23 protein-coding genes are annotated in these 24,770 nt (G+C 70.1%); 17 read left to right on the plus strand and 6 right to left on the minus strand.

Annotated elements, in window-relative coordinates; genetic code table 11:
• Positions 1-399, plus strand: a complete 399-nt coding sequence (locus G408_RS13260; RefSeq protein ID WP_037412293.1) for a cytochrome c — start codon at positions 1-3, stop codon at positions 397-399.
• Here G408_RS13260 and G408_RS13265 read toward each other — a convergent pair.
• Positions 381-1,238 (minus strand): alpha/beta hydrolase family protein, encoded by an 858-nt coding sequence (locus G408_RS13265; RefSeq protein ID WP_051282637.1) that lies wholly within the window; start codon positions 1,236-1,238, stop codon positions 381-383. The genes G408_RS13260 and G408_RS13265 overlap by 19 nt on opposite strands.
• Before the next feature lie 141 nt (positions 1,239-1,379).
• Between G408_RS13265 and G408_RS14735 the strand changes: the two genes are divergently transcribed.
• The 4 genes from G408_RS14735 (at position 1,380) to G408_RS15255 (ending at position 4,485) form a co-directional block, all read left to right on the plus strand.
• Entirely contained in the window at positions 1,380-2,531 is a 1,152-nt protein-coding gene (locus G408_RS14735) for an HD-GYP domain-containing protein (protein ID WP_028770221.1), read from the plus strand.
• An 11-nt stretch (positions 2,532-2,542) separates the two neighbouring features.
• Entirely contained in the window at positions 2,543-3,043 is a 501-nt protein-coding gene (locus G408_RS0105130; RefSeq protein ID WP_028770222.1) for a DUF456 domain-containing protein, read from the plus strand.
• Positions 3,044-3,388: 345 nt separating this feature from the next.
• Positions 3,389-4,069 (plus strand): hypothetical protein, encoded by a 681-nt coding sequence (locus G408_RS0105135; protein ID WP_028770223.1) that lies wholly within the window; start codon positions 3,389-3,391, stop codon positions 4,067-4,069.
• Positions 4,070-4,134: 65 nt separating this feature from the next.
• Positions 4,135-4,485, plus strand: a complete 351-nt coding sequence (locus G408_RS15255) for a hypothetical protein (RefSeq protein ID WP_156890058.1) — start codon at positions 4,135-4,137, stop codon at positions 4,483-4,485.
• Positions 4,486-4,536: 51 nt separating this feature from the next.
• Here G408_RS15255 and G408_RS0105145 read toward each other — a convergent pair whose 3' ends face one another.
• Positions 4,537-7,989 carry a methylmalonyl-CoA mutase family protein gene (locus G408_RS0105145; protein WP_028770224.1) on the minus strand — a complete coding sequence of 1,151 codons (3,453 nt, stop codon included), beginning with the start codon at positions 7,987-7,989 and terminating at the stop codon, positions 4,537-4,539.
• A gap of 148 nt (positions 7,990-8,137) precedes the next feature.
• Here G408_RS0105145 and G408_RS15045 point away from each other — a divergent pair, with 148 nt between their 5' ends.
• From G408_RS15045 to G408_RS0105175, 6 genes are all read left to right on the plus strand, one after another.
• Entirely contained in the window at positions 8,138-9,217 is a 1,080-nt protein-coding gene (locus tag G408_RS15045; protein WP_169719206.1) for a 2OG-Fe(II) oxygenase, read from the plus strand.
• 135 nt (positions 9,218-9,352) lie between these two features.
• Positions 9,353-10,450: a Glu/Leu/Phe/Val dehydrogenase dimerization domain-containing protein gene (locus G408_RS0105155; protein WP_028770225.1), complete on the plus strand. Its 1,098-nt coding sequence runs from the start codon at positions 9,353-9,355 to the stop codon at positions 10,448-10,450.
• Positions 10,451-10,524: 74 nt separating this feature from the next.
• Positions 10,525-11,682, plus strand: coding sequence for an isovaleryl-CoA dehydrogenase (locus G408_RS0105160; RefSeq protein WP_028770226.1), 1,158 nt, complete (start codon positions 10,525-10,527; stop codon positions 11,680-11,682).
• A gap of 98 nt (positions 11,683-11,780) precedes the next feature.
• Positions 11,781-12,956 carry a thiolase family protein gene (locus tag G408_RS0105165; RefSeq protein ID WP_028770227.1) on the plus strand — a complete coding sequence of 392 codons (1,176 nt, stop codon included), beginning with the start codon at positions 11,781-11,783 and terminating at the stop codon, positions 12,954-12,956.
• Between the two features lie 157 nt (positions 12,957-13,113).
• Positions 13,114-13,398 (plus strand): hypothetical protein, encoded by a 285-nt coding sequence (locus tag G408_RS0105170; RefSeq protein WP_037412300.1) that lies wholly within the window; start codon positions 13,114-13,116, stop codon positions 13,396-13,398.
• A 134-nt stretch (positions 13,399-13,532) separates the two neighbouring features.
• The gene (locus tag G408_RS0105175) at positions 13,533-15,155 is read left to right on the plus strand and encodes a carboxyl transferase domain-containing protein (RefSeq protein ID WP_028770229.1); all 1,623 of its coding nucleotides are present in this window, start codon (positions 13,533-13,535) and stop codon (positions 15,153-15,155) included.
• Here the strand turns inward: G408_RS0105175 and G408_RS0105180 are convergent.
• Genes G408_RS0105180 through G408_RS0105190 form a run of 3 tightly spaced genes read right to left on the minus strand, consistent with a single transcriptional unit; the run spans position 15,134 to position 17,560 of the window.
• On the minus strand, positions 15,134-15,424 hold the full coding sequence (locus tag G408_RS0105180) for a DUF6587 family protein (protein WP_084628079.1): 291 nt from the start codon (positions 15,422-15,424) through the stop codon (positions 15,134-15,136). The genes G408_RS0105175 and G408_RS0105180 overlap by 22 nt on opposite strands.
• Before the next feature lie 28 nt (positions 15,425-15,452).
• Positions 15,453-17,321, minus strand: a complete 1,869-nt coding sequence (feoB, locus tag G408_RS0105185; protein ID WP_037412302.1) for a ferrous iron transporter B — start codon at positions 17,319-17,321, stop codon at positions 15,453-15,455.
• Positions 17,321-17,560: a FeoA family protein gene (locus G408_RS0105190; protein ID WP_028770232.1), complete on the minus strand. Its 240-nt coding sequence runs from the start codon at positions 17,558-17,560 to the stop codon at positions 17,321-17,323. The genes feoB and G408_RS0105190 overlap by 1 nt, the downstream gene beginning before the upstream one ends.
• 119 nt (positions 17,561-17,679) lie before the next feature.
• Between G408_RS0105190 and G408_RS0105195 the strand changes: the two genes are divergently transcribed.
• From G408_RS0105195 to G408_RS0105210, 4 genes are all read left to right on the plus strand, one after another.
• Complete coding sequence (locus tag G408_RS0105195; protein WP_028770233.1) at positions 17,680-18,471, plus strand: enoyl-CoA hydratase-related protein; 792 nt, start codon at positions 17,680-17,682, stop codon at positions 18,469-18,471.
• The gene (locus G408_RS0105200) at positions 18,471-20,474 is read left to right on the plus strand and encodes an ATP-binding protein (protein ID WP_028770234.1); all 2,004 of its coding nucleotides are present in this window, start codon (positions 18,471-18,473) and stop codon (positions 20,472-20,474) included. The genes G408_RS0105195 and G408_RS0105200 overlap by 1 nt, the downstream gene beginning before the upstream one ends.
• A complete protein-coding gene (locus G408_RS0105205; RefSeq protein WP_028770235.1) occupies positions 20,474-21,367 on the plus strand; it encodes a hydroxymethylglutaryl-CoA lyase in 894 nt (297 codons plus the stop codon). Before G408_RS0105200 ends, G408_RS0105205 begins: the two co-directional genes overlap by 1 nt.
• A gap of 190 nt (positions 21,368-21,557) precedes the next feature.
• Positions 21,558-22,049 carry a GNAT family N-acetyltransferase gene (locus G408_RS0105210; protein ID WP_028770236.1) on the plus strand — a complete coding sequence of 164 codons (492 nt, stop codon included), beginning with the start codon at positions 21,558-21,560 and terminating at the stop codon, positions 22,047-22,049.
• 1 nt (position 22,050) lies between these two features.
• On the opposite strand, the gene G408_RS0105215 is transcribed toward G408_RS0105210, so the two are convergent.
• Positions 22,051-23,325 (minus strand): cyclic di-GMP phosphodiesterase, encoded by a 1,275-nt coding sequence (locus tag G408_RS0105215; protein WP_028770237.1) that lies wholly within the window; start codon positions 23,323-23,325, stop codon positions 22,051-22,053.
• Positions 23,326-23,426: 101 nt separating this feature from the next.
• Between G408_RS0105215 and G408_RS0105220 the strand changes: the two genes are divergently transcribed.
• Together G408_RS0105220 and yeiP are read left to right on the plus strand one after the other, a co-directional pair.
• Positions 23,427-24,197, plus strand: coding sequence for an SDR family NAD(P)-dependent oxidoreductase (locus G408_RS0105220; RefSeq protein ID WP_028770238.1), 771 nt, complete (start codon positions 23,427-23,429; stop codon positions 24,195-24,197).
• Between the two features lie 9 nt (positions 24,198-24,206).
• Positions 24,207-24,770, plus strand: coding sequence for an elongation factor P-like protein YeiP (yeiP, locus tag G408_RS0105225; protein WP_028770239.1), 564 nt, complete (start codon positions 24,207-24,209; stop codon positions 24,768-24,770).

Raw genomic sequence — 24,770 nt, forward strand, 5'->3', positions numbered from 1 at the left:
ATGCGCGCGCTCGTGATGCTGGCGGTGGGCCTGGGCCTGGGCGCCCTGCTCACCGTGGTGGCGATGAACAGCCTGCGCAGGGGCACGGCCTATCCGAACGGCGTGATGGCGGTGATGGCCGCGCAGATGGGCCATCTCGACCGTGGCATCAAGGCCGGGGCCTGCACCGCCGAGGACCTCGGTGGCCATCTCGCCACCCTGCAGGCCCTCGGCAACGACCTCGAGCCCGCCTTCCTGCCGACCGCCGACGATGCCCAGTTCAGCCGCTTCGCCGGCGACTACCGCGCCGCGGTGGGCCGGGCCCTGGCCGAGGCCCCGCGCGACTGCGGCGAGGCCGGCGCACGGCTGAATGCCATCAGCGCCACCTGCAAGGCCTGCCATCAGCAGTTCAAGGGCTGAACCGGCGCCGCCCCCGCCGCCGGCTGGCGCTGCCACCAGTCGGCGATGGCTGCCGCAGGCGCGGCGGGCGCCCGCAGCCAGGCGAAGTGGTCGGGCGCCACGCCGAGGCTTTCGGCATCGAACCACTGGAGTGTCACCGTCCGGGCCCGGGTCTTCCCGACCAGTGCCGCCCACGAGGCCTCGGGCACCAGCCAGTCGTCGCAGAACCCGAGGCCGAGCAGCGGGGCATCGAGCCGGGCAAGCCGCGCCTCGAGGTCCTCCGGCAGGCCGCGCAGGCCGGCATAGCGGCCAGTGCGCACCGTCCGCGCCCAGTCGCGCATCAGCTGGCCTGCCTCGCGGCCGGCGAAACCGAGGCGGTCGCCGGGGTAATGGCCGAACAGCCGGGTGAGCAGGGGCAGGGCGAGCGCGAAGCCGGCCACCGCGAGCCGCTCGCTCCAGCGCGGGAAACAGCGCCAGTCCGGCACGCCGCTCGCTGCCACCACCAGCCCTGCCGCCGGGCTGCCGAGGGCCGCGGCAAGCAGCGCCATCTGCCCACCGATGCTGTGGCCGCCGAGGAGGCGCGGCAGCCCCGGTGCCCGGGCGGCCAGCGCGGCGACGCTGGCCGGAATGTCCTCCTCCAGCCACTCCCGGTAGCCCCAGTCCCGACCCCGTCCGGGGCGCTGCGGGCAATCGCCGGTGCCGCGCCATTCATGCACGGCGCACAGGACTCCATGGGCCGCCAGGGCCTCGGCCAGAGGCCGGTATTTGCGCGCTGGCACGCCCAATGCAGGCAGCCAGAGCAGGGCCGCCCGCGGCGGGGCGGCCAGTTCGACGAGAAGCGGGGGCGTGGGGCCAGGCATGGCCGGAGCATCGGCGGCAGGACACATGGCTGGCAAGCTGCGACGGCCTTCACGCCGGCGTGGACGAGGCTTGACAGACCGCCCCGTACCGCAGCGGCGGAGCAGCGGCTAGGCTGTGGGATGGACTTGGGAGAGCATGCGATGCGGCTGAGGCCAATCCCGGACGTACCGATCCAGGTGGGCGATGCCCTGCCCTTCACCGTGTTCGACCGCAGCGGCATGCCGCTGCTGGTGAAGGGCCATGTGATCGACAGCGAACTGATGCTGGCCCGGCTGCAGGAGCGCGGCATGGTGGAGGACGCCCCGGGCAGCCTGCGTACCGAGCCGCGCCCCGAGGACCTGCCGCCGCGTCCGGTGAAGGAACGCCCGACCGTGCGCCTGCGCGATGCCCAGGACGAGCTCACCCTGATCCACCGCGACCTGCTCGCCGGCACCGCCCGCGACACCACGGCCCGCGTCTCTGCCCTGGCCGCGCAGCTGCGCGATGCCTACGAGCAGGATCCCGACCAGGCCATGGGCCTGCTGCAGCTGGAGGCCACCGACCACCGCCTCTCGCGGCGCCTGATGCATGCCGCCGTGCTCACCCAGGTGCTGGCCCTGCCGAGCGGCCTGCCCGCCGATCACCGCCTGAGCCTGATGTGCGCGGCGCTGACCTTCGACGTGGCGCTCTCGCCGATGAGCGAGCAGCTCGCGGCCCAGACCACGCCCCTCTCGGAAGCCCAGTGGAAGCTGATCCAGGAGCACAGCCTGAGCGGCGTGGAGCTCCTGCGGCGCGCCGGGGTGGACGACCCGGTGTGGCTGGAGGCGGTGCGCGACCACCACGAGCGCATGGATGGCACCGGCTACCCGCGCGGCCTGCGCGGCGAGGCGGTATCGGTCGAGGCGCGCATCCTCGGCATCGTCGACATCTACAGCGCGATGATCCGGCCACGCGCCTACCGTGACGCCCAGCCCTCGCGCATCGCCCTGCGCGACATCTTCCTCGAGCGCGGCCAGCGCATCGACGAGCGGCTCGCCCTCCTGTTCATCAAGGAACTCGGGGTCTATCCCCCGGGCACCATGGTGCGGCTGGCGAACGGCGAGATCGCGGTGGCGATCCGCCGCACCACCGATGGCGCCCACCCGCAGCTGCGCTGCGTGATCGGCAAGGACGGCATGCCGCTCGCCTACCCGCAGATCCGCGACAGCCGCAACCCGGAAACCGCCATCGTCGAGATCGTCTCCGCCTCGCAGTACAAGGCCGGGCTGGGCAGCCTCAACGCCCTCTGGGCCCGCAGTCCCTCCACGCTCTGAAAGCCCCCGGAATGGATCCCCAGCTGCTGCTCTACGCACTCGCCGGCCTGATGGTGCTGGCCGGCCTGCTCGGCACCGTGCTGCCGGTGCTGCCCGGCATCCCGCTGATGTTCGCCGGCATGCTGCTCGCCGCCTGGATTGGCGACTTCCAGCAGGTGGGCGGCTGGACCCTGGCCCTGCTCGGCCTGATGGCCCTCGTCGCCCTGGCAGTGGATTTCCTCGCCTCGGCACTCGGCGCGAAGAAGCTCGGCGCCTCATCCAAGGCCGTCTGGGGCGCGGCCATCGGCACCCTGGCCGGGCTGCCCTTCTTCCCGCTCGGCCTGATCCTCGGCCCCTTCGCCGGCGCCGTGCTCGGCGAGATGCTGCACCGAAGGGCCTACGACCGGCAGAGCCTCGGCTCGGCGGCCCGGGTGGGCGCCGCCACCTGGATCGGCCTTGCCGTGGGGGCGGTGTTCAAGCTCGGCATGGCCCTTGCCATGGTGGCGGTGTTCGCGCTCGATCTCTGGCTGTGAGCGGGCGGCGGCCATGCTGCTGCCTTCCGCCAGCCAGGCAGGGCAGGACGCTGCGGGAAGTGCCATCCCCGCGGCTCAACGCCAGCGGCAGTTCCCCTTCCGGCAGCACCGTCTCGGCCAGCACCTCCCCCCTCCACTCGTCCCCGTCCCGGCAGGAAAGCTCGGCCCGTGCCAGCGCCCGTGCGAATGGCAATGCCGAGGCCGGCATCGAGCGGGGCGGGGCCATAACCCGATGCCGCCGGACAGCGAGAGCAGCAGGCCGATCCTGGAGGTGCGTCTCAGACGGTGAGACGGTCCCGGGCCACGCTGACGAAGCCCGGGCCACCGCACCGAAGGATCGCCGCCATGACACGCGCCCACCTGCTGCTTCTGATGGCCTTCGCCCTGCTGCTGGCCGCCTGCCAGGCCGACGGCGGAGGCGATGAGGACCCGGACGGCGGCCCCCATCTCTGGGCCTATTTCGAGGTCGACCACGGCGCCGACCGCCCGGCGTTCCGCACCGCGGTATTGCTCAGCCAGGAAGGCTGGAGCGGGGCCGAAAGCCTCGGGCCGGTCGTCGCCCTCTTCTCGGATCTCCACGCCGATGGGCAGCTGCGCATCGTCGTCGATCTGGCGGGAGCCACCTACACTGGCGACTGCCCGGCGCGAGGTTGCTTCCTGTATGTCCGCACCGAAGACGGCCCATGGCAAGCCCTGCACGCCCGCCCGATCGGAGACCCGGGGCGGCTCTACCTGAGCCTGCCGTGGACACTCCAGTCCATCCTCGAGGCGAATGATCGCCTCGAGATCGATGTGCCGATCGCCGACCTGGGACGCTGCACCTATACCTTCCATGCCGGCGGCTACCGGCACGACCTGCACACCCCGGCCGGCCCCGTGCGCCTCGACTGGAAGGGCGAGCCTTTCCCCGAGTCCCCGGACATCCCTGTTGACCTGGACGGCCCGCCCCCCGATGACCGCGAATGGCCGCGTTGCACCGGACGGCCAGACACGAACCGCCACAGCCTCATCGCTTCATCGCCATGAGGCGGCAGAGACGCGACCGACCACCGATCGAATCCCGGATTCAAGGATCCATTGCGAGACCGAACATGAGCGACCGACGCCGACGAGGGCATCACCGGCGGCACACTTTACGGAGAGGAGGAGGCCTGGAGGAAGCACTCCGCGAGGCGATCGAGGCCCTGCGCCTGAGCGGACGCAAGCCCCCTGCCGACTGGCCCGAGGAATGGACCAGCCTGTACGACGAGCTCGCCGCGATTCCGATGGATGAATTGTTCGACCGGGTGGAAGAAGACGGCGAGATCTCCTCCGCACCCGGCCTGAGCTGGAGCGGCTCACTGATCTACGCCAGAGCCCCGAAGGTCCTCCTCGAACGCTTCAATGCCGGGGTTTTCCGCCTGATGCGGATGGCGGAACCCGGCACACGCTCGGCGACCTGATCGAAACCGGCCGCCAAGAATGCCGTGGCACCGACCAGGAGGAAGCGGGAATCACATATTCCTCCGGTACTCCCCTCCCACCTCGTACAGCGCGTGGCTGATCTGTCCGAGGCTGTGGGTCTTCACCGCCTCCATCAGGGCGGCAAACAGGTTCTCGCGCCGCCGCGCGGTCTGCTGCAGGGGCTTCAAGCCCTCGCTGGCAAGCGGATTGCGGGCCGCCTGGTAGGCGCGCACGTTGGCGATCTGCTGGGCCTTCTCCTCCGGGGTGGAGCGGATCAGCTCGATGGTGGTGGTGATCTCGCCGCCGTGGTCCTTGCCGAGGAAGGTGTTCACCCCCACCAGGGGCAGGCTGCCGTCGTGCTTCTTCTGCTCGTAGTAGAGCGATTCTTCCTGGATCTTGCCGCGCTGGTACATGGTGTCCATGGCGCCGAGCACGCCGCCGCGCTCGCTCAATGCCTCGAACTCCCTGTATACGGCCTCCTCCACGAGATCGGTGAGCTGCTCGACGATGAAACTGCCCTGCCAGGGATTCTCGTTGAAGTTGAGCCCCAGTTCCTTGTTGATGATCATCTGGATGGCCACGGCGCGGCGCACGCTTTCTTCCGTCGGCGTGGTGATGGCCTCATCGAAGGCATTGGTATGCAGGCTGTTGCAGTTGTCGAACAGCGCGTACAGGGCCTGCAGCGTGGTGCGGATGTCGTTGAACTGGATCTCCTGCGCATGCAGGGAGCGGCCGGAAGTCTGGATGTGGTACTTCAGCATCTGGCTGCGCTCGTTGGCGCCGTAGCGCTCGCGCATGGCGCGGGCCCAGATGCGGCGCGCCACGCGGCCGATCACCGTGTACTCCGGGTCCATGCCGTTGCTGAAGAAGAACGACAGGTTGGGCGCGAAATCGTCGATCTTCATCCCACGCGCGAGGTAGTACTCGACGATGGTGAAGCCATTGCTGAGCGTGAAGGCGAGCTGCGAGATCGGATTCGCCCCGGCTTCGGCGATGTGGTAGCCGGAGATGCTCACCGAGTAGAAGTTGCGCACCTTCTGCTCGACGAAGTACTGCTGGATGTCGCCCATCATCCTGAGCGCGAACTCGGTGCTGAAGATGCAGGTGTTCTGCGCCTGGTCTTCCTTCAGGATGTCGGCCTGCACCGTGCCGCGCACGATGCTCAGGGTTTCGGCCTTGATGCGGGCGTAGGTCTCGGCATCCAGCACCTGGTCGCCGGTCACGCCGAGCAGGCCCAGGCCGAGGCCGTCGTTGCCCTCGGGCAGCAATCCTTCATAACGCGGGCGCTCGCGCCCCGCGTAGAGCCGGGCAATGGTCTTCTCGGCCTCGGCCCAGCGCAGCGGATCGGCCTTCAGGTACTTCTCCACCTGCTGGTCGATGGCGGTGTTCATGAACATCGCGAGAATGATCGGCGCCGGGCCATTGATGGTCATGCTCACCGAGGTGCTGGGCGCGCACAGGTCGAAGCCGGAGTACAGCTTCTTCATGTCGTCCAGCGTGGCGATGGACACCCCGCTGTTGCCGATCTTGCCGTGGATGTCCGGGCGCTCGGCCGGGTCTTCGCCGTACAGCGTCACGGAATCGAAGGCGGTGGAGAGGCGCGCGGCCGGCTGGCCGAGGCTGAGGTAATGGAAGCGGCGGTTGGTGCGTTCCGGCGTGCCCTCGCCCGCGAACATGCGGATGGGGTCTTCGCCGCTGCGACGGTAGGGATAGACGCCGCCGGTGTAGGGGTAGTGGCCGGGCAGGTTCTCCTTGGAGAGGAACACCAGCAGCTCGCCCCAGCTGCGCCATTTCGGCGCGGCAATCTTCGGGATTTTCTGGTGGCTCAGGCTTTCGCGGTAGTTCTCGACGCGGATCACCTTGTCGCGCACCCTGTATTCGTTGAACTCGTCGGTGACCGCCTTCAGCCGCTCCGGCCAGGCGCGCAGCAGGGAAAGGCTTTCGGTGCTGAGCGAGTTCAATGCGTCGTTGTAGCGCTGGCGCAGGATGGAAAGCGAGCGGTCATTCGTTTCAGTGAGCGCCTCCGAGGGATAGAGTTCCAGCGCCCTGGGCAGCTTCGGATCACTCAGCTCCTGCAGCGCCGCCCAGCAGGCCTGGGCACGCTCGGCCGCCTCGCGCTGGCGCTCGATGTCGGCATTGATGCGGCGGCCCTGTTCCGCGATCTCGGCCAGATAACGGATGCGCGCCCCGGGGATCAGCACGGTGGCGCGGGGTTCCTTGAGGCGGGTATCGATGGCCGGGGCAAAATCGCAGGCGGCGCTCACGATGGCATCGCCCAGCCTGGCCTTCAGGCGCCGGCACAGGTTGGCGAACATCCAGCTCACGCCGGGATCGTTGAACTGGCTGGCGATCGTCGGGTAGACGGGCACTTCATCATCCGGCATCTGGAAGGCGGCGCGGTTGCGCTTCCACTGCTTGCGTACGTCGCGCAGGGCATCCTCGGCGCCGCGGCGGTCGAACTTGTTGAGGATGACGAGCTCGGCGTAATCCAGCATGTCGATCTTCTCGAGCTGGCTGGCCGCGCCGTAGTCGCTGGTCATCACATAGACCGGGAAGTCGACGAGATCGACGATCTCGGAGTCGGACTGGCCGATGCCGGCGGTTTCCACCAGCACGAGATCGTAGCTCAGGGCCCGCAGGAAGGCGATGCAGTCCTTCAGGACGGCATTCGTCGCCACGTGCTGGCGGCGGGTGGCCATCGAGCGCATGAACACGCGCGGACTGCGCAGCGAGTTCATGCGGATGCGGTCGCCGAGCAGCGCGCCGCCGGTGCGGCGGCGGGTGGGGTCCACCGAGACCACGGCGATGCGCATGGCCGGGAAATGCTGGAGGAAGCGGTTGATGATCTCGTCGGTGACCGAGCTCTTGCCCGCGCCGCCGGTGCCGGTGAGTCCCACCACCGGGGTCTTGCCGCCAGCCAGCTGCCACTCCTTGCGCAGGGTGGCGAGCTCGGCCTCGGGGATCACGCCATCCTCGATGGCCGAGAGCATGCGGCCCACGGCACTCTCGTCCTCTGCCGCCACGGCCGGGGGCCGGCGCGTCTCCTGCCGGGCCCTGCGGGTGCGGGCGATGAGATCCTCGATCATGCCGAGGAGCCCCATCTGCATGCCGTCGTTCGGGTGGTAGATGCGCTCCACCCCGTAGGCCTGCAACTCGGCGATCTCTTCGGGTGTGATGGTGCCGCCGCCACCGCCAAACACGCGGACATGGCCGGCGCCGCGCGCTTTCAGCATGTCCACCATGTACTTGAAGTACTCGATGTGGCCGCCCTGGTAGCTGGACAGGGCGATGCCGTCGGCATCCTCCTGCAGCGCGGCACGCACCACCTCCTCCACCGAACGGTTGTGCCCGAGGTGGATGACCTCGGCGCCCTGGGCCTGGATCAGCCGGCGCATCACGTTGATGGCGGCATCGTGGCCGTCGAACAGCGAGGCGGCGGTGACGAAGCGCAGCGGCGAGGCCTCGGCAGCGGCCTCGGGGAGGGAATTGGCGGGAGTGCTCATGGCGCCCTCGGTCCGGTTTCGAGTGAATGCTCGATTGTACGGGCTTGGGCCCGCCGGCGCGGAGACAGGCATTGGCGCCCGCCACGCCCCCGGGCACACTGGGAAGATGCATCCCGCCCAGCCTCCGGAACCAGAAGTCCTTCTCGCCATGGGCGAGATCAGCGAGGGCCGGATCGCCGAAGGTGAACAGCGGCTCGAGCAACTCGCTGCCGCCGGCTCCGCACACGCCCTGCTGCAATGGGCGCGACTGCACCTTTACGGCCTGGCACCACAGCCTGACGCCGTCCGTGCCCTGGGACATCTCGATACGGCTGCCGAGACCGGACTCGGCGAAGCGCGTTACATGCGGGCCTTGGCTACGGCCACGCGCTCACGGCAGGAGGTCTGGTGGGCCGATCTGCTCAGCGCTGCCCATGCCGCAGACCTGCCGCTTGCCTGGCGATCGCTCGGACTGCTATTCGGACGCCTGCCAGGAAATGACGCACAGGCCTTCGCGCAATACGCTCTCCTCCGGGCCGCCCGCCGCGGCGATGGGCTTGCCGGGGCACTGGCGCATGCCCGTACTGCCCGAAGGGGCACGGACACAAGCCCCGAAATGCCGGCAGTCGATCCCGGCACGTTCACCCGCCGCCCCGAGGGGCTTGGCAACCGGCACTGGCAGCTCGCGGAAGGCATGCTCAGTGAGGATGAATGCCTTGCCATCCGCCTGCTCGCAGCCGGGCAACTGACTCCCTCCCAGGCCATCGATCCGGCCTCCGGCGCAGGGCTGCGCCTCCCCATCCGCACCAGTGATGACGCCACCCTGGATCCTTTGATCGAGGATCTCGCCCTGGTGCTGCTGCGTACCCGGCTATGTGCCCTGGCCGACACGCCACCGGAAAACGCCGAACCCCTGGTCGTACTGCGCTACCGGCCGGGGCAGGAGTACCGCCTGCACCGCGACACCCTTCCCCCATCCCTGCTCGCCGATCCAGAACAGGGACGTGGCGGCCAACGCGTAGCCACGGTGGTGGCTTACCTCAACGCCGTGACGGAAGGCGGAGAAACGGCATTCCCGCGTCGTGGCCTGCGCATCACTCCAGTTCCCGGTGCTGCACTGGCCTTCCGCAACCTGACCGGGGACGGAAGCATCGACGAAGACAGCCTGCACGCCGGCCTCCCGGTGCTCCGTGGCGAGAAATGGATCGCCACCTTCTGGCTACGCCAGCGTCCGCTGCGCGCCTTCTAGCGCCCATGACCTCCGGCCCAAGGGCCGGACTAGAGCAATTGCTTTACAATGCGCGCCGCCGCCGGCCCACCCGGCGGTTTTCCTGTTTCCCGGACCGCGCCCTCCGGGCCTGCCGGTCCCCTCCGGAGCCTCCGCATGATCTTCGAAACCCTTGCCAAGTCCGGCCACGAGGAAGTGGTGTTCTGCCACAACCCGGATGCCGGCCTGAAGGCCATCATCGCCATCCACAACACCGTGCTGGGCCCGGCCCTGGGCGGTACGCGCATGTGGCCCTACGCCACCGAGCAGGATGCGCTGAACGACGTGCTGCGCCTCTCGCGCGGCATGACCTACAAGGCGGCGGTGTCCGGCCTCAACCTCGGCGGCGGCAAGGCGGTCATCATCGGCGATCCGAACAAGGACAAGAGCGAGGCCCTGTTCCGCGCCTTCGGCCGCTTCGTGAACTCGCTGGGCGGCCGCTACATCACCGCCGAGGACGTCGGCATCGACGTCAACGACATGGAATACGTGTTCCGCGAGACCGAGTTCGTCACCGGCGTGCACCAGGTGCACGGCGGCTCGGGCGACCCCTCGCCGTTCACCGCCTATGGCACCGTGCAGGGCCTGATGGCGGCGCTGAACGTGAAGTTCGGCAACGAGGAGGTGGGCAAGTACAGCTATGCCGTGCAGGGCGTGGGCCATGTCGGCATGGAGTTCGTGAAGCTGCTGCGCGAGCGTGGCGCCAAGGTCTTCGTCACCGACATCAACAAGGACGCCGTGCAGCGTGCCGTGGACGAGTTCGGCTGCGAGGCCGTGGGTCTCGACGAGATCTACGACGTGGACTGCGACGTGTACTCGCCCACCGCCCTGGGCGGCACGGTGAACGCCAATACCCTGCCGCGCCTGAAGTGCAAGATCATCTGCGGCGCCGCCAACAACCAGCTGGCGAACGACGAGATCGGCCTCGAGGTGGAGAAGCGCGGCATCCTCTACGCCCCGGACTACGCGGTGAATGCCGGCGGCCTGATGAACGTCTCGCTGGAGATCGACGGCTACAACCGTGAACGCGCCATGCGCATGATGCGGACGATCTACTACAACCTCGGCCGCATCTTCGAGATCAGCAAGCGCGAGGGCATCCCCACCTTCCGCGCCGCCGACCGCATGGCCGAGGAGCGCATCAACGCCATCGGCAAGCTCAAGCTGCCGCACCTCGGCTCGGCCCGCCCGCAGTTCATGGGCCGCAAGGGCTGACCCCACCCGCGCTTCACCCCGGACCCGGCATCTTCGCCGGGTCCGTCGTTTCCGGCTCCCCGAACGAGATCCCCATGCGCCCCTTCCCGCTCTCCGACGACATCGACGCCCTCCGCGACGCCGTGCGCCGCTTCGCCGAAAGCGAGATCGCGCCGCGCGCCGCGCAGATCGACCACGACAACCTGTTCCCGGCCGACCTGTGGCGCAAGCTGGGCGAAATGGGCCTGCTCGGCATCACCGTGCCGCCCGAATTCGGCGGCAGCGGCATGGGCTACCTTGCCCATCTCGTGGCGATGGAGGAGATCAGCCGCGCCTCGGGCTCGGTGGGCTTGAGCTACGGCGCGCACTCCAACCTGTGCGTGAGCAACCTCTACGCCAATGGCAACGAAGCGCAGCGGGCGAAGTACCTGCCGAAGCTGTGCAGCGGCGAGTGGGTGGGCGCGCTGGCCATGAGCGAGCCGGGCGCCGGTTCCGACGTGGTGGGCTCGATGGCCTGCCGCGCCGAGAAGAAAGGCGACCGCTGGGTGGCCAACGGCAACAAGATGTGGATCACCAACGGCCCCGAGGCCGATGTGCTGATCGTCTACATGCGCACCGCAGGCAAGGAAGCAGGCAGCCAGTGCATGACCGCCTTCCTCGTCGAGAAGGGCATGAAGGGCTTCTCCACCGCGCAGAAGCTCGACAAGCTCGGCATGCGCGGCAGCAATACCTGCGAGCTGGTGTTCGAGGACTGCGAGATCCCGGACGAAAACGTGCTGGGCGAGGTGAACCAGGGCGTGAAGGTGCTGATGAGCGGTCTCAACACCGAGCGCCTCGTGCTCACCGGCGGCCCGCTCGGCCTGATGCAGGCGGCCCTCGACATCGCCCTGCCCTACGTGCGCGAACGCAGGCAATTCGATGCTCCGGTCGGCAGCTTCGGCATCATGCAGGCCAAGATCGCCGACATGTACACCGCGCTGCAGAGCAGCCGCGCCTTCGCCTACCAGGTGGGCCGCGACTACGACGCCGGTCACAAGAGCCGTGTCGACGCCGCCGCCTGCCTGCTGCATGCCTCGGAAGCCGCCGTGCAGGTGGCGCTGGAGGCCATCCAGGCCCTCGGCGGCAACGGCTACATCAACGAATACCCCACCGGCCGCATCCTGCGCGACGCCAAGCTCTATGCCATCGGTGCCGGCACCAACGAGATCCGCCGCATGCTGATCGGCCGCGAGCTGTTCGCCGGCAAGGCCTGATCGCCCTGCCCGAAGCCCCGGCGCAGGGGCTGCATACGTTTGCAGCCCAAACCACCCGGGGCGGATAATCGGGCCTTTCCTCCCCGGGACTCCCCACCATGTCGGACATCGTCATCCTCGGCGCCAAGCGCACCGCCCTCGGCGCCCTCCTCGGCCAGTTCACCGGCGTTCCGGCGCCCACGCTCGGCGCGGCGGCGATCAAGGGCGCGCTCGAGCAGAGCGGCGTGGCGGCCGATGCCGTCTCCGAAGTGATCATGGGCTGCGTGCTGCCGGCCGGCCTCGGCCAGGCCCCGGCGCGGCAGGCCATGCTCGCGGCCGGCATTCCTGCCGCCGCGGGCGCCACCACGATCAACAAGGTCTGCGGCTCGGGCATGAAGGCCGTGATGCTGGGTGCCGATCTCATCACCGCCGGCTCGGCCGAGGTCGTGGTGGCCGGCGGCATGGAGAGCATGACCAACGCCCCGCATCTGCTGAACGGCTCGCGCACCGGCATCCGCTACGGCAGCGCCGAGATGCTCGACCACATGGCCTGGGACGGCCTGACCAACCCCTACGACCGGCAACCCATGGGCGGCTTTGGCGAGCTGTGCGCTGCGAAGTACGGCTTCACCCGCGAGGAGCAGGACGCCTACGCCGCCGAGTCGGTGCGCCGCGCCCAGAGCGCGCAGGCGGCGGGCATCTTCAAGGACGAGATCGTCCCCGTCATCGTCGCCGGCAAGAAGGGCGAGGTTGCCATCGACCAGGACGAGCAGCCGGGCCGCTGCAACATCGAGAAGATCCCTACGCTGAAGCCCGCCTTCAAGAAGGACGGCACGATCACCGCCGCCGCGTCTTCCTCGATCAACGACGGCGCCGCCGCTCTGGTGCTGGCCTCGACCGGGAAGGCCAAGGCCCTCGGCGCGAAGCCGCTGGCCCGCATCGTGGCCCACGCCACCCATTCGCAGGCGCCGGAGTGGTTCACCACCGCCCCGGTGGGCGCCATCCAGAAGGTGCTGGACAAGGCCGGCTGGACGGTGGACTCGGTCGACCTGTTCGAGGTGAACGAGGCCTTCGCGGTGGTGGCCATGGCGCCGATGCGCGAACTGGGCATCGCGCACGCCAGGCTGAATATCCACGGCGGCGCCTGTGCGCTCGGCCATCCGATCGGTGCTACCGGCGCCCGGCTGATCGTCACCCTGCTGAACGCGCTGGCGAAAACCGGCGGCAAGCGCGGCGTGGCGGCCCTCTGCATCGGCGGCGGCGAGGCCACGGCGGTGGCGGTGGAACTGGCCTGAGGCCGCCAGCAAACCCCCAGCTTCCCCGCCCGGCGGTCGGCAGGGGTGAACGGGGCTTGACTGCCTTCGCGTTCTTGTCATCATTGGCGGGAACGTGTGGCGGTCGCCGCACGTTTTTCGTATTCCCCAACCCTGTTGTTGACGAGGACGCACTCCCATGTCGCTGAACAAGTCGCTGCTCGCCCTGGCCGTTGCCCTGGCCCTGGCCGCCTGCTCCAAGCCGGCCGAAGAGGCCCCGGCCGCCGAGGCCGCCCCCGCTGCCGCCCCGGCCGAAGCTGCGCCGGCCGAGGCTGCTCCGGCTGCCCCGGCCGAAGAGGCCGCTGCCCCCGCCGAGGGCGAGATGGCTCCGGCCGAAGAAGCCGCGCCGGTCGAAGGCGAGGCTGCCCCCGCCGAGGCCGCTCCGGCCGAGGAGCCGAAGCCGGAGGAGACCCCGGCTGCCTGATCGCCACGCGATCACGCTGCACCCGAAACCGCCGGGGAAACCCGGCGGTTTCGTTTTTGCGGCCTCCCTGCCCACGACCCTGCGGGGCGCGAGCAGCTACCATCGGCGCTTTCCCTCGCGCCGGTCCCTGCCCCATGCCCCTGCTGCGAAGCCAGATCGATCCCCGCTCCGGGGACTTCCTCGCCAACGACGCCCATCTGCGCGGCCTGGTCGCCGAGCTCGAACAGCGCCTGGCCCGTGCGGCCCGAGGCGGCGGCGAGAAGGCACGGGCGAAACACACCGAGCGCGGCAAGCTGCTGCCGCGCGAGCGCATCGAGGCCCTGCTCGACCCTGGCTCGCCCTTCCTCGAGATCGCACCGCTGGCCGCCGAGGGCCTGTACGAGGGCGCGGCGCCGGCGGCCGGGATCATCTGCGGCATCGGCAACGTGCATGGCCAGCAGGTGATGGTGGTGGCCAACGACGCCACGGTGAAGGGCGGCACCTACTTCCCGATGACGGTGAAAAAGCACCTGCGGGCGCAGGAGGTGGCGCTGGAGAACCGCCTGCCCTGCGTCTACCTCGTCGATTCCGGTGGCGCCTTCCTGCCGCTGCAGGACGAGGTGTTCCCGGACAAGGAACACTTCGGCCGCATCTTCTACAACCAGGCGCGGATGAGCGGGCTTGGCATCCCGCAGGTGGCGGTGGTGATGGGCAGCTGCACGGCCGGCGGAGCCTATGTGCCAGCAATGTGCGACGAGTCGATCATCGTCAGGGAGCAGGGCACGATCTTCCTCGGCGGCCCGCCGCTGGTGAAGGCCGCCACCGGCGAAGTGGTGGATGCCGAGGCGCTGGGCGGCGCCGATGTGCATACCCGCATCTCCGGCGTGGCCGACCACTACGCCGAAGACGACCGCCATGCGCTCTCCATCGCCCGCGACGTGCTGTTCCACCTGAACCGCAGGAAATCGCCCTCGGTGGCGGTGCAGCCGGTGCGCGAACCCCTCTACCCGGCCGAGCAGCTCTACGGCGTGGTGCCGAAGGACACCCGCAGGCCCTTCGACATCCGCGAGGTGATCGCCCGCCTCGTGGACGGCAGCGAGTTCCAGGAATTCAAGGCGCGCTACGGCACCACCCTGGTCTGCGGCTTCGCCCACCTGCACGGCTACCCCGTGGGCATCGTCGCCAACAACGGCATCCTGTTCGCCGAAAGCGCGCTGAAAGGGGCGCACTTCATCGAGCTTTGCAACCAGCGCAACATCCCGCTGGTGTTCCTGCAGAACATCACCGGCTTCATGGTGGGCCGGAAGTACGAGAATGCCGGCATCGCCAAGGACGGGGCGAAGATGGTCACCGCCGTGGCCTGCTCGCACGTGCCGAAGTTCACCGTGGTGATCGGCGGCAGCTTCGGCGCCGGCAATTACGCCATGTGCGGCCGCGCCTATGGCGCCCGCTTCCTGTGGATGTGGCCGAACGCCCGCATCAGCGTGATGGGCGGCGAGCAGGCCGCCAGCGTGCTCGCCACGGTGAAGCGCGACGGCCTCGAGGCCGCCGGCAAGACCTGGAGCGCCGAGGAGGAGGAGGCCTTCAAGGCGCCGATCCGCGAGCAGTACGAGACCCAGGGCAATCCGTATTACGCCACGGCGCGACTGTGGGACGACGGCATCATCGATCCTGCCGATACGCGGCGCGTGCTGGGACTTGCCCTCTCTGCCGCGCTCAATGCCCCGATCGAGCGCACCACCACCACCGAGCAGCGCTACGGCGTGTTCCGCATGTGATCCGCGGGGCGCGGGGCGCAGCCGGCCTTCTGGCAGGCACCGCAGGCAGTCCCGCCGCTGCCGGCGGGCGGCGGGGGGGCCACCCAGCGGCCCAGCATCCGCACGAAGGGAGCGCGCCCTGCCAGCAGGCGGCGGGCCAGCCCGAGGCGCAGGCGCCGCAGCAGCCCGGGGGCGCGGTCGTGCAGCACATGGAGCGCCGCGGCGAATACCGCCAGCGCCACCAGGACCTGTTGCCACAGGGGCCCGGAGGCCGGGGCGGTGGCGATCATGGCATGTCCGTCCGGCATCCCCCCGCCCTCACCCGGCCCCGAGCGCCACGGCCAGCTGGTAGGTGAGCAGGGCGGCGAGATAGGCCAGGGCGAACAGGTAGCCCGCCGCGAACGCGGTCTTGCGCCAGCTGCCGGTTTCGCGCCGCAGGGTGGCAAGGGTGCTGATGCACTGCGGGGCATAGATGAACCAGACCAGCAGGGCGAGGGCGGTGGCCAGCGACCAGTCGTGGGCGATCAGCGGCGCCAGGGCGCCGGCGGCATCCGCGTCCGTGGCGGAGAGGGCATAGACCGTGGCCAGGGCCGAGACCGCCACCTCGCGCGCCGCCATGGCGGGCACCAGGGCCACGCAGACCTGCCAGGGAAAGCCGAGCGGGGCGAACAGCGGGGCGATGAAGTGGCCGATGCGGCCGGCGAAGCTGTGGTCGATCGCCGTCGCCGCGCCTTCGGGGGGCGCGGGATAACTGGCGAGGAACCAGAGCAGCACGGTGAGGGCCAGCAGGATCCCGCCGACGCGGCGCAGGAAGATCGTGGCCCGCTCGGCAAGACCGAGAGCGAGATCGCGCGGATGCGGCCAGCGGTAGGCGGGAAGTTCCAGCAGCAATGCCGCCTCGCGGCGGTCGCGCCGCCAACGCTTCGAAAACCAGGCCACGGCCAGCGCCGAGAGGATGCCGGCCAGGTACAGGCCGAACAGCACCAGCCCCTGCAGCTTGAGTCCCCCCGGCAGATCGCGCCGCGGAATGAAGGCGCCGATCAGCAGGGCGTACACCGGCAGGCGGGCCGAGCAGGTCATCAGCGGGGCCACCAGCTGGGTGGCGAAGCGGTCGCGCGGGTCCTGGATGCTGCGCGTGGCCATGATGCCGGGCACGGCGCAGGCGAAGCTGGAGAGCAGCGGGATGAAGCTGCGCCCGGACAGGCCGGCGGCACGCATCGGACGGTCGAGCAGGAAGGCCGCGCGCGGCAGGTAGCCACTCTCCTCGAGCACGAGGATGAAGAGGAACAGGATCAGGATCTGCGGCAGGAAGACCAGCACGGCCCCGAGACCGGAGAAGACGCCATCCACCAGCAGGCTGCGCAGCGGCCCTTCCGGCATCCAGGCCGCCACGCCCTCGCCCGCCCAGGCCGTGGCCGCCTCGATGCCGGCCACCAGGGGCTCGGCCCAGGCATAGACGGCCTGGAAGACGAAGAACATCAGCAGGGCGAAGATCAGGTAGCCGAACAACGGATGCAGCAGCCAGCGGTCGAGGCGATCCTCGAGGCTCATGGAGTCTTCCGGCGCCTCCACGGCCGCGGCGAGCAGCCGCTGCACCTCGGCATGGGCCGCGGCCTCGTCCGCCGGGGGCGGCAGCGCAGGCACGCAGGCCCGGCCGGTCTCGAGCGCGTCCACGAGCGCGTCGGCCCCACCGCGGCGTACCGCCACCGTCGGCAGCACCGGCACTCCGAGTTCCGCGGCGAGACGCGCAAGATCGATGCGCAGGCCACGCCGCCTGGCGGCGTCCATCTGGTTCAGCGCCACCAGCATCGGCCGCCCCAGGGCCCGCAGCTCCAGCACGAAGCGCAGATGCAGGCGCAGATGGGTGGCATCGACCACGCAGACGATGGCATCGGGCGCCGGCTCGCCCGGATACATGCCGCGCAGCAGGTCGCGGGTCACCGCCTCGTCGAGGCTGGCCGGGCGCAGGCTGTAGCTGCCCGGCAGGTCGAGCAGCAGCAGCTCCTGCCCGGAAGGCAGGCGCAGCCGGCCCTCCTTGCGCTCCACCGTGACCCCGGCGTAGTTCGCCACCTTCTGGCGGCTGCCAGTGAGGCGGTTGAACAGGGCGGTCTTGCCGGCATTGGGATTGCCCACCAGGGCCACGCGCCGCGGCCGGGCCGCGGTGGAAGGAGTAACGGCGCAGTCCATCAGGCCTCCGCCTCCACCCGCACCCGCTCGGCCTCGGCCCGGCGCAGGGCGAAACGGCTGCCGCCGATGCCGACCAGCATCGGATCGCCGCCGAAGGGGGCCAGGGCCAGCAGACGCAGCGGAGCGCCGGGGATGAAGCCCAGCTCGCGCAGGCGCCGGGCGATGGCATCGGCCGGATGGGCATCGTCCACGGCCACCACCCGTGCCCGCTGGCCCTGCTGCAAATCCCGGAGACGCATGCACGCACCTTTTGAGAATCGTTCTCGATTATAGCCGCAGACGGGCGCAATGCCGCCCACGGCGCTGCCGCTAGAATCGGCGGGCGCCGACCCTTCCGGCGCGCTCGCCTGGAGGATGCGTGACGGCCCCGATCGACCTGCAACGGCGCGGTAGCAGCGCCTGGCTCATCCTGAACCGCCCCGAGGTGCACAATGCCTTCGATGCCAGCCTGATCGCCGCCCTCGTCGAGGCGCTCGACGCCCTGGCCGGCGACGATGCCGTGCGCGCCCTGGTGCTCACGGGCCAGGGCAGCACCTTCTCCGCCGGCGCCGATCTCCACTGGATGCGCGGCATGGCGAAGGCCAGCGAGGCCGAGAATCTCGATGATTCCCTGGCGCTGGCGCGGCTGATGCGCACGCTGAACTTCTTTCCGAAGCCGACCATCGCCCGGGTGAATGGCTCGGCCTATGGCGGCGGCGTGGGGCTGGTGGCCTGCTGCGATATCGCCATCGGCGTCGAGGGCGCGAAGTTCTCGCTCTCCGAGGTCAAGCTCGGCCTGGTGCCGGCGGTGATTTCGCCGTACGTGGTGGCCGCCATCGGCGCGCGGCAGGCGCGCAGGCTGTTCCAGACGGCGGAAGTCTTCGAGGCGCCGGAAGCGGCGCGCATCGGCCTGCTGCACCGCTGCGTGCCGGCCGCCGGACTGGACGAGGCCGTCGAGCGCGAACTGCACTGGCTGGGCAAGGGCGGCCCGATCGCCCAGGCCGAAGCCAAGACGCTGGCCCTGCGCATGGGCGGCATGACGCATCAGGACGCCGAGCGCATCGATGCCGAGAACGCGCGGCTGATCGCCCGCCTGCGCGTCTCGCCGGAAGGACAAGAGGGCCTGGGCGCCTTCCTCGACAAGCGCGCCCCGCGCTGGGTGGCCGCCTGATGTTCAAGACCCTGCTCATCGCCAACCGCGGCGAAATCGCCTGCCGCGTCATCCGCACCGCGCGCAGGCTCGGCATCCGCACCGTGGCCGTCTACTCCGATGCCGACGCCGACGCCCAGCATGTACGGCTTGCCGATGAAGCGCACCGCATCGGCGGCCCGGCGCCGGGCGAGAGCTACCTGCGCTTCGATGCCATTCTCGAGGTGGCGAAGAAGACCGGCGCCGAGGCCATCCATCCGGGCTATGGCTTCCTCTCCGAGAACGCCGATTTCGCCGACGCGGTGGCCGCCGCGGGCATCGCCTTCGTCGGGCCTTCGGGCGCCTCGATGCGCAAGATGGGCAGCAAGGCGGGCGCCAAGGAGCTGATGCGCGCCCACGGCGTGCCCGTGGTGCCGGGCTATACCGGCGAGGACCAGGATCCGGCCCGGCTGCAGCGCGAGGCCGATGCCATCGGCTATCCGCTGATGATCAAGGCCGCGCACGGCGGCGGCGGCAAGGGCATGCGCATCGTGCGCGCGCCCGCCGACTTCGCCGCAGCGCTGGAGAGCTGCCAGCGCGAGGCGAAGAACGCCTTCGGCCGCGACCGCGTGCTGCTCGAGCGCTACGTCGAGAAGCCGCGCCATATCGAGATCCAGGTCTTCGCCGATACCCACGGCCAGGTCCTGCACCTCAACGAGCGCGAATGCTCGGCGCAGCGCCGCTACCAGAAGGTGCTGGAGGAATCGCCCTCGCCCTTCCTCACCCCGGCCCTGCGCGAGGCCATGGGCGCGGCGGCGGTGCAGGCCGCGAAGGCCATCGACTACGTCAATGCCGGCACCGTCGAGTTCATCGTCGGCCAGGACGGCCGTTTCTATTTCATGGAGATCAATACCCGCCTGCAGGTGGAGCATCCGGTGACCGAGCTCGTCACCGGGCTCGATCTCGTCGAACTGCAGCTGCGCGTGGCCGCGGGCGAACCCCTGCCCTTCGCCCAGGCCGAGGTGCGCCAGCAGGGCCATGCCATCGAGCTGCGCCTGTATGCGGAAGACCCGGCGGCCGGCTTCCTGCCCGGCTCCGGCAGGCTGGAACGCCTGCGCCTGCCGGCGCCCTCCGCCCATGTGCGCCTCGACGGCGGCGTGGTGGAAGGCGACACGGTGACGATCTTCTATGACCCGATGATCGCCAAGCTCATCGTCTGGGACGAGACGCGGCCGCGGGCGCTGGCCCGCCTGCGCGAGGCCCTGATGGACTGCGACATCCGCGGCCCGAAGTCGAACATCGACTTCCTCGAGGCCCTGGTGCGCCACCCCAGCGTGGTCGAGGGCACGATCGACACCGGCTACCTCGACCGGGCGCTGGACGAGGTGCTCACTCCCGCCACGCCGCCGCCCACGCCCCTGCTGGCCCTGGCCGCCGCGGCAGTGCTGCTGCGCGAGGAAGAGGCCACGCGCACGAACGCGGCGGCCGGCCCCGACCCGACCTCCCCCTGGGCCATCGCCGATGGCTGGCGGCTCGGCCACGGGGGGGCGCGCCGTCTCGTGCTGGAGGCCGCTGGCCAGCGCCATGTGCTCAACGCCCGCGGCCATGGCGGCGACTACGCCATCGTGCCCGACGGCGAGGCCACCACGATCCGCGTCGAAGGCCTGCGGCTGGAGCACGATGGCCGCGCCTCGGCGCGCATCGATGGCAGGAGCGTGCTGGTCCGTGCCCAGGTCGATGCCACGACCGTGCTCTTGCATGACGGCACGCAGCGCTGGCTCATCGGGCGGCTTGGCGCCTATGCCTTCGCTGGCCAGACCGGCGCCGGCGGTGAGGGAACGCTCAAGGCCCCGATGCCGGGCCGGGTGGTGCTGATGAAGGTGGCTGCCGGCGAGGTCGTGGCCGAAGGCCAGGAATGCGCGGTGATGGAGGCGATGAAGATGGAACTGAGCCTGAAGGCGCCACGCGCCGGCACGGTGAAGGAGGTACGCGCCGCAGCCGGCGATTTCGTCGAGGCCGATGCCGCCCTGGTGGTGCTGGAATGATGGCCGCGACGGACTTCGTCCGCATCGTCGAAGTGGGTCCGCGCGACGGCCTGCAGAACGAGAAGGCGATCATCGCCACTGCCGACAAGATCGCGCTGATCGAGAAGCTCGCCGCGACGGGCCTGGGCACGGTCGAGGCCACGGCCTTCGTCAGCCCGAAATGGGTGCCGCAGATGGCCGATGCGGCCGAGGTCTTCTCCGGCGTGGCGAAGCGCGAGGGCGTGCGCTACCCGGTACTGGTGCCGAACCTGCAGGGCTACGAGCGCGCGCGTGCCGTCGGCGTGACCGAGATCGCGGTGTTCGGCGCGGCTTCCGAGGCCTTCAGCAGGGCAAACATCAATGCCAGTATCGAAGAGTCGCTCACGCGCTTCGCCCCGGTGCTGGAGGCGGCGAAGCGTGACGGCGTGGCGGTGCGCGGCTACGTTTCCACCGTGCTCGGCTGCCCCTACCAGGGCGAGGTGCCGGTCGCCGACGTGGTGCGGGTGGCGAAGGCCCTGCATGCCATGGGCTGCTACGAGATCTCGCTCGGCGACACCATCGGTGTTGGCACGCCGCGCAAGGCCCGCGCCATGCTCGAGGCGGTGGCGGGCGAGGTGCCGATGGCCGCGCTGGCGGTGCACTTCCACGATACCTATGGCCAGGCAGTGGCCAATGTCGCCGCCTGCCTGGAGGCCGGGGTGCGCGTGGTGGATGCCGCCGTCTCGGGCACCGGCGGCTGCCCCTACGCCAAGGGCGCCAGCGGCAATGTCGCCACCGAGGACATCGTCTACCTCCTCGACGGCATGGGCTTCACCCATGGCGTCGATCTCGAGGCCCTGGTCGATACCGGCCGCTGGCTGTCGGCCCTGCTGGGCCGCGAGAGCATGAGCAAGGTGAACCGTGCACGCCGCTGAATCCCTGCGCGCCGCCGTGGCCTATGCCGCGCGCCGCCCCGTTCCCGTCCCCGGCCAGCCGCTCGCGGAACGCGAGCTCGCCCTCCAGCCCCAGGAGCGCCTGCTGGTGGGCGAGCCCATGGGGGGCCGCCGCTGGTGCTATGCCGGCAATGGCGACTGCGGCTGGGTGGCCGAGGAAGACCTCTCGCGCATCGAGGATGCCCCGCGCTTCCTGCTGCGACCGATCGCTCCTGCCGACGACGCCACCGTCGCCGCCATCATCCGCCGCGTCATGCCCGAGTTCGGCGCCGATGGCCCGGGCTTTGCCCTCCACGATGCCGAGGTAGACGGCATGAGCGCCGCCTACGACCGGCCCGGCGCGGCCTACTTCGTGATCGAGCGGGGCGGCGAGGTGCTGGGCGGCGGCGGCGTGGCCCCGCTGGACGGTGAGGCGGGCACCTGCGAGCTGCGCAAGATGTATTTCCTGCCCGCCCTGCGCGGCCTCGGCGCCGGCACCGCCCTGATGGGCCGCTGTCTGCTCGCGGCGCGCCAGTTCGGCTACCGCCGGGCCTACCTCGAGACCCTCACCGGCATGGACGCGGCCCAGGCGCTCTATGCCCGCGCCGGTTTCGAGCCGATCGGGCAGCCGCTGGGCGCCACCGGGCATTTCGGCTGCAACCGCTTCTTCCTGCGCGCGCTCTGAATCAGGCCCGCGGCGGCCGCGATTCGATGAAGAAGCTGGCGCGCTTGCGCGGCTTCAGATAGTCGAGCGCCGCCCGCGGCAGGGCCTGCGGCTTGATCGCCCGCTGGATCGAGAGCTCCGGGCGTTCCGCCAGCGCCACCACCAGGGCCTCGTCGGCCGGCACCGCCGGGTCGTGGATGATCACCCGCGGCTTCAGGGCATTGGCCGGATCCACCGCCACCGAGAGCGCGAACCGGCCGTCAGAGAGCTGCAGCACCGAGCCCGGCGGGTAGATGCCCATCATGCGCACGAAGGCCTTGAGGGTGTCCGCATCGAAGGCCGCATTGGCCTTGCGGTAGACGCTGGCGATGGCATCGTGCGGGGTCTGCGCATGGATCGGGTTCGGCGGGTTGCACAGATTGTCGTAGTGGTTCACCAGGGCGACGATGCGCGCCGCCGGATGCAGGGCCTCGTTGCGCAGGCCCTGCGGAAAGCCGCTGCCGTCGGCGGCCTCGTGGTGCTGCACCACGGCGGCGAAGGCGGCCTCGGGAAGCCCCATGCGCCCGGCCAGCCCCCGCCCATGCTCGACATGGCTCTGGAACATGCGCCGTTCGGTGGGATTGGTGGAATCGCCCTTGCCGCGCATCACGTCGGGCAGCTCGATCTTGCCGATGTCGTGCAGCAGGGCGCCGAGCCCCACGGCCTGCACGAAGGCCTCGTCGAAGCCCATCGACCGGGCCAGCAGCACCGAGAGCACCGAGACATTGATGGCATGCAGGGCAGTCTCCTGCCCGGCCTTCTCCGAGAGCAGGCGGATCGCCACGTCCGGCTCGCGCTGCATCGCCCGCACCATGCCGCCGATCTCGGCGGCCGCGAGCGCATGCGCCTCCTCGGGCTGTGCGCGGACGTTCAGCAGCACGGTGCGGAAAGTGCGCGAGACGGCACTGAAACGGCGCTCGCAGCGGTCCAGGCTCTGCCGCTGGGCATCGAGGGCATCGGCCGGCGGGGCGACTGCCGGCTCCTCGTCGAAGGCCGAGGGCCGCGACTCTGCGGCAAGGAACGCCGCGCTCCCATCCCCGCCAGCCTCCGGAAGCGCAGACACTGCCGCCTCGGCAGGCCCGGTTGCGGGCAGCGGCTCGGCCTCGCTGCGGGCCGGCTCGTGCCAGACATGGGTGATGCCGAGCGTGGCGAAGGTGGCGATCTGCGCCTCGCTGCGCAACAGAAAGCCGGTGCCGGGCACGTCTTCCATCGACACCCAGAGCCCCACCCGGAGACGCTCCACCGCGATGCGTTCCATGGCCTCCCCACCCTGCCAGAACCGCCACCAGTGTGGCCCAGGCCGGGGCGGCGCGGCAGGCCGGCTCGGGTAAAATCCGGTGTCCTTTCCGGAGCAGCCCCATGCAACTCGATACCGTCCGCGCCGTCGTCACCGGCGGCGCCTCCGGCCTCGGCTTCGCCGTGGCCCAGTACCTCGTGGCGAACGGCGGCCAGGTCGCCCTGTTCGACGTGAATGCCGAACGCGGCGCGACCGCAGTAGCCGAACTTGGCGCCGGCAGGGCGCACTTCTTCCGCACCGACGTGGCCGACGAGGGCGCGGTGGCCGCCAACATGCAGGCGGCCCGGGCGGCGATGGGCGGCCTGAACGCCGTGATCAACTGCGCCGGCATCCTCGGCTCGGGCCGGGTGCTGGGGAAGGAAGGACCGATGCCGCTCGATACCTTCAGCCGCACGGTGATGGTGAACCTCGTCGGCAGCTTCAACGTGGCCAAGGCCGCCGCGGCGCTGATGCAGGAAAACGGCCCGGGCGAGGACGGCGAGCGCGGCGTCATCGTCAACACCGCCTCGGTGGCGGCCTTTGAGGGCCAGATCGGCCAGGCGGCCTATGCCGCCAGCAAGGGCGGTGTCATCGGCATGACCCTGCCGATGGCCCGCGAGTTCGCCCGCATCGGCGTGCGGGTGATGACCATCGCTCCGGGCGTGTTCCACACCCCGATGGTCGACGGCATGCCGGAAGCCGTGTACCAGAGCCTCTGCGCCCAGGTGCCCTACCCCTCGCGCCTCGGCCGGCCCGAGGAGTTCGCGGAAACCGTGGGCTTCATCCTGCGCACCCGCTACCTCAACGGCGAGACCATCCGCATCGATGGCGCCATCCGCATGCAGCCGAAGTAAGGACCCGCCATGAAGGCTTCCGAGATCAAGAAAGGCAATGTCGTCGAGCACGCCAACGGCGTCTGGCAGGTGCGCGACATCGAGCGCAGCGCGCCGCAGGGCCGCGGCGGCAACGTCACCTACCGCTTCACCCTGTATTCGGTGCCGGGCGGCACCAAGCTCGATCTCTCGCTGCGTGCCGAGGACGAACTGAAGGAAGTGGAACTGGTGCGCCGCGCCGCCAGCTTCTCGTACAGGGACGGCGAGGCCTTCGTCTTCCTCGACGACGAGGACTTCACCCCCTACACCCTCGATCCCGAGGCCCTGGGCGACGCCGCCGGCTACATCACCGAGGGGCTGACCGGCTGCTACGTGCAGCTGATCGACGAGGCACCGGTGGCCCTGCAGCTGCCGGCCACGGTGACGCTGGAGGTGGTGGACACGCCGCCGGAGCTGAAGGGCGGCACCGCCACCAAGCGCCCGAAGCCGGCCAGGCTCAATACCGGCATCGAGGTGATGGTGCCGGAGTACATCGGCAACGGCGAGAAGGTGCTGATCAATACCGCGACCGGCGAGTTCTCCGGCAGGGCGTGA

This window comes from Silanimonas lenta DSM 16282, assembly GCF_000429065.1.
In the GTDB taxonomy this organism is placed as follows: Bacteria; Pseudomonadota; Gammaproteobacteria; order Xanthomonadales; family Xanthomonadaceae; genus Silanimonas; species Silanimonas lenta.

Bases quoted from the DNA above. Each gene is read 5' to 3' on its own strand.
- G408_RS13260 (WP_037412293.1), top strand. From the start codon at position 1: ATGCGCGCGCTCGTGATGCTGGCGGTGGGCCTGGGCCTGGGCGCCCTG.
- G408_RS13265 (WP_051282637.1), bottom strand. From the start codon at position 1,238: ATGCCTGGCCCCACGCCCCCGCTTCTCGTCGAACTGGCCGCCCCGCCG.
- G408_RS14735 (WP_028770221.1), top strand. From the start codon at position 1,380: ATGCGGCTGAGGCCAATCCCGGACGTACCGATCCAGGTGGGCGATGCC.
- G408_RS0105130 (WP_028770222.1), top strand. From the start codon at position 2,543: ATGGATCCCCAGCTGCTGCTCTACGCACTCGCCGGCCTGATGGTGCTG.
- G408_RS0105135 (WP_028770223.1), top strand. From the start codon at position 3,389: ATGACACGCGCCCACCTGCTGCTTCTGATGGCCTTCGCCCTGCTGCTG.
- G408_RS15255 (WP_156890058.1), top strand. From the start codon at position 4,135: ATGAGCGACCGACGCCGACGAGGGCATCACCGGCGGCACACTTTACGG.
- G408_RS0105145 (WP_028770224.1), bottom strand. From the start codon at position 7,989: ATGAGCACTCCCGCCAATTCCCTCCCCGAGGCCGCTGCCGAGGCCTCG.
- G408_RS15045 (WP_169719206.1), top strand. From the start codon at position 8,138: ATGGGCGAGATCAGCGAGGGCCGGATCGCCGAAGGTGAACAGCGGCTC.
- G408_RS0105155 (WP_028770225.1), top strand. From the start codon at position 9,353: ATGATCTTCGAAACCCTTGCCAAGTCCGGCCACGAGGAAGTGGTGTTC.
- G408_RS0105160 (WP_028770226.1), top strand. From the start codon at position 10,525: ATGCGCCCCTTCCCGCTCTCCGACGACATCGACGCCCTCCGCGACGCC.
- G408_RS0105165 (WP_028770227.1), top strand. From the start codon at position 11,781: ATGTCGGACATCGTCATCCTCGGCGCCAAGCGCACCGCCCTCGGCGCC.
- G408_RS0105170 (WP_037412300.1), top strand. From the start codon at position 13,114: ATGTCGCTGAACAAGTCGCTGCTCGCCCTGGCCGTTGCCCTGGCCCTG.
- G408_RS0105175 (WP_028770229.1), top strand. From the start codon at position 13,533: ATGCCCCTGCTGCGAAGCCAGATCGATCCCCGCTCCGGGGACTTCCTC.
- G408_RS0105180 (WP_084628079.1), bottom strand. From the start codon at position 15,424: ATGATCGCCACCGCCCCGGCCTCCGGGCCCCTGTGGCAACAGGTCCTG.
- feoB (WP_037412302.1), bottom strand. From the start codon at position 17,321: ATGGACTGCGCCGTTACTCCTTCCACCGCGGCCCGGCCGCGGCGCGTG.
- G408_RS0105190 (WP_028770232.1), bottom strand. From the start codon at position 17,560: ATGCGTCTCCGGGATTTGCAGCAGGGCCAGCGGGCACGGGTGGTGGCC.
- G408_RS0105200 (WP_028770234.1), top strand. From the start codon at position 18,471: ATGTTCAAGACCCTGCTCATCGCCAACCGCGGCGAAATCGCCTGCCGC.
- G408_RS0105205 (WP_028770235.1), top strand. From the start codon at position 20,474: ATGGCCGCGACGGACTTCGTCCGCATCGTCGAAGTGGGTCCGCGCGAC.
- G408_RS0105215 (WP_028770237.1), bottom strand. From the start codon at position 23,325: ATGGAACGCATCGCGGTGGAGCGTCTCCGGGTGGGGCTCTGGGTGTCG.
- G408_RS0105220 (WP_028770238.1), top strand. From the start codon at position 23,427: ATGCAACTCGATACCGTCCGCGCCGTCGTCACCGGCGGCGCCTCCGGC.
- yeiP (WP_028770239.1), top strand. From the start codon at position 24,207: ATGAAGGCTTCCGAGATCAAGAAAGGCAATGTCGTCGAGCACGCCAAC.